Origin of the sequence: Phytobacter sp. V69, from assembly GCF_965644215.1 — a bacterium.
In the GTDB taxonomy this organism is placed as follows: Bacteria; Pseudomonadota; Gammaproteobacteria; order Enterobacterales; family Enterobacteriaceae; genus Phytobacter.
The window spans coordinates 1-2,313 of record NZ_CBFFRL010000367.1 but is presented as its reverse complement, the minus strand read 5'-3'; the positions used below and the strand labels follow the sequence as shown (position 1 = coordinate 2,313).

The window sequence follows — 2,313 nt, the reverse complement described above, 5'->3', positions numbered from 1 at the left end:
TATCGGTAGTTAACCCTTCCTCCTACACTCTCCACAATCATGTCCGAGCGTTGCACTTATTATCTGAATTCGCGGTTGGCATTCTTTATTCCTCTGAATAATGTAATCATATGTTGCTCTTATGTAGTCGTTATCATTTTCAATAATTAATACTTCAATAAGCTCATCAGATTTATTTTCTGTAATGTATCTATTAGCTACAAAATAACACAAATCACGTTCATCACTATTGATTTCATTGAATGGTATATCTTTGTTTTGTTCTATGTAATAAAAAAATCTTGCCAGTATTTCGAGCTTATATTCTATAGTCATATTATTCATTAAGTTTTCTACATTCATCCTCTATTCTCCCTTTTAAATTTTAACAGCTCTTTTTTATCTATCATTTTTCTAACATCTGATATTGCTTGTTTTGCTTCGCTTGAAGAGTCTTTTTTTCCCATACAACTTCTAATCATAAAACCACCTAACATAATGCAAAGTATTACCATTGCTACAGACACAAACATCATAATATTTCACCTCCGTCTTTATTGAACAAATCAGAATAAATAAAATTAAGTTCAGCATATTGTTCATCAGTATCGTTATTACATATAAAATCATATATCCTCTTGACTATTCCTTGCTCTACAAAATAATCAGTATATACATCAAAAAGACTATCTATATTAACATCTAACTCTACGTTTGCTTGTATGTAAAAAAAGCATCTTTGATATAAAATACTAGTTAATGCACCAATGGCTTTTTGATTATCATTATTGTAAATATATCTTAAATCAAAATACATCTTTAATGCTTTTTTATATTGTGCATCACTTAAATTAAAAGCATCACTTTCTAATAAGTAATCTTTATCTGTATATACAGCCAACCTACTTTCAAAATCTTCATGCATATTAAATGCTCCTATATAGTTATAATATCCAATGTAAAACTACCGGGTTTTACCGCCTCCCCTTTGATAAGGGGAATAGGCGGAAGGATAGATCTTTTTCAACCCTACGAGCAAAGCGAGATAGGGCAATCCGAAGGATTGGGTAAATAGCGGATACGCTATTACACCTTGCCTCAGTTTCCGAAAAACACAAATAAAGCTGAACTCAATCTATATTTAGATAAATAACCGATCTAACATACTTGTCAATAGCGGCTACATAAATAAATACTCCACACAGAAAATAAAATGCAAATAAAATATTCTGGTAGCTGTGCGTAAAAAATTGGAGCGGAGGTCAAATCGTCAAGAAATAAATCGCGGGGTCCCGCTGAAGGTTTCTACATCAGTGGGTTCCGATTTATTTCTTGATGACGCAATGGAGAGATAAACTTTAGATAGGTGATGGTTCGCACTGTGAGCCATCACCTTATAAGACAGCTTTACATTCTTCGTCTAAAAGAAATTCTGTCAGAAAAAGACATTTTACTGACAATAAAAGCTAAAATGCCAACTATCGGTAGACTTATAGTCCCTGCCGCTATTCCAGCAATCATAGTGATCAAAATGGACATTATAAAAGTGCCAAATATAACTAAAAATACACACCAACCCGGAGGAGCACCGTATAATATACTTGCTTGACATCCAGTGCATACGTGAACCCCTTTCTGACTTTCTTTTAAACAGTAGGGGCATTGAATAGTATTGTTTTCCATTTCCTAATCCTCTAATCTTTCTTAAAAACCGCACCTTGGTAAACCACACCGTCTTTGACTTTTTCTATTTTAAAAGTCCAAGAACCGAGATCTTTATTTTGAGTTCTTGCGATATAAATAGGTTTTTGGCTTTCATCCCAGCTTTTAACAGTAAAAACGCCGCTCCTGAACTTGATGACGTCTTTCTGAATATCAAGCCTGACACCGTATTGTTGATTAACGTAGTTGCCATAGATGCCATCATCACCACAACCCGACAGCAGGACGGCAAGACCTGCCGCTAACATAAATTTGCACATAACTTTTCCTTCACCAATAGCACAGACCTACGATTGATCTGTAAACGCCTTAGAATTCAATTATTTTTATGTCTAGTCATATCGTTTGTACCGATCGAAAAAATGAAAGCCGATAGTTATTGCCTATCAGGAGGCAAAAATCGATCGTTTAAAACAATTAATAACGATCGATTTAGCGCCTTCCGATTGATAAAAACTATCGATATTGACATATCGATCTTTTATACCGATCAATTTCTGTTTAGGATTTGGATCTTGAAGGGATAACGACGTGAAAAGGGCGGATTCAACTCCGAAGTGCAACGCTAAGCCGCCAATCTTAGCTCTGCAAACACCACAGACGGTTGCCTGA

At 34.8% G+C, this 2,313-nt stretch carries 6 protein-coding genes; all 6 read right to left on the bottom strand.

The window, feature by feature from the left end; all coding sequences use genetic code 11:
• Positions 1–9 precede the first annotated feature (9 nt).
• On the bottom strand, positions 10–342 hold the full coding sequence (locus tag ACSZPU_RS25120) for a hypothetical protein (protein WP_499004319.1): 333 nt from the start codon (positions 340–342) through the stop codon (positions 10–12).
• Positions 339–515: a hypothetical protein gene (locus ACSZPU_RS25115; protein ID WP_499004317.1), complete on the bottom strand. Its 177-nt coding sequence runs from the start codon at positions 513–515 to the stop codon at positions 339–341. The genes ACSZPU_RS25120 and ACSZPU_RS25115 overlap by 4 nt, the downstream gene beginning before the upstream one ends.
• Complete coding sequence (locus ACSZPU_RS25110; protein ID WP_499004315.1) at positions 512–904, bottom strand: hypothetical protein; 393 nt, start codon at positions 902–904, stop codon at positions 512–514. The genes ACSZPU_RS25115 and ACSZPU_RS25110 overlap by 4 nt, the downstream gene beginning before the upstream one ends.
• Before the next feature lie 482 nt (positions 905–1,386).
• Positions 1,387–1,662, bottom strand: coding sequence for a hypothetical protein (locus tag ACSZPU_RS25105; protein WP_117099933.1), 276 nt, complete (start codon positions 1,660–1,662; stop codon positions 1,387–1,389).
• A gap of 11 nt (positions 1,663–1,673) precedes the next feature.
• Positions 1,674–1,961, bottom strand: a complete 288-nt coding sequence (locus ACSZPU_RS25100) for a hypothetical protein (protein WP_499004313.1) — start codon at positions 1,959–1,961, stop codon at positions 1,674–1,676.
• Positions 1,962–2,087: 126 nt separating this feature from the next.
• The coding region (locus tag ACSZPU_RS25095) for a hypothetical protein (RefSeq protein WP_499004311.1) at positions 2,088–2,313 on the bottom strand (226 nt) is incomplete at its 5' end.

Bases quoted from the DNA above. Each gene is read 5' to 3' on its own strand.
- ACSZPU_RS25100 (WP_499004313.1), bottom strand. From the start codon at position 1,961: ATGTGCAAATTTATGTTAGCGGCAGGTCTTGCCGTCCTGCTGTCGGGT.
- ACSZPU_RS25120 (WP_499004319.1), bottom strand. From the start codon at position 342: ATGAATGTAGAAAACTTAATGAATAATATGACTATAGAATATAAGCTC.
- ACSZPU_RS25115 (WP_499004317.1), bottom strand. From the start codon at position 515: ATGATGTTTGTGTCTGTAGCAATGGTAATACTTTGCATTATGTTAGGT.
- ACSZPU_RS25105 (WP_117099933.1), bottom strand. From the start codon at position 1,662: ATGGAAAACAATACTATTCAATGCCCCTACTGTTTAAAAGAAAGTCAG.
- ACSZPU_RS25110 (WP_499004315.1), bottom strand. From the start codon at position 904: ATGCATGAAGATTTTGAAAGTAGGTTGGCTGTATATACAGATAAAGAT.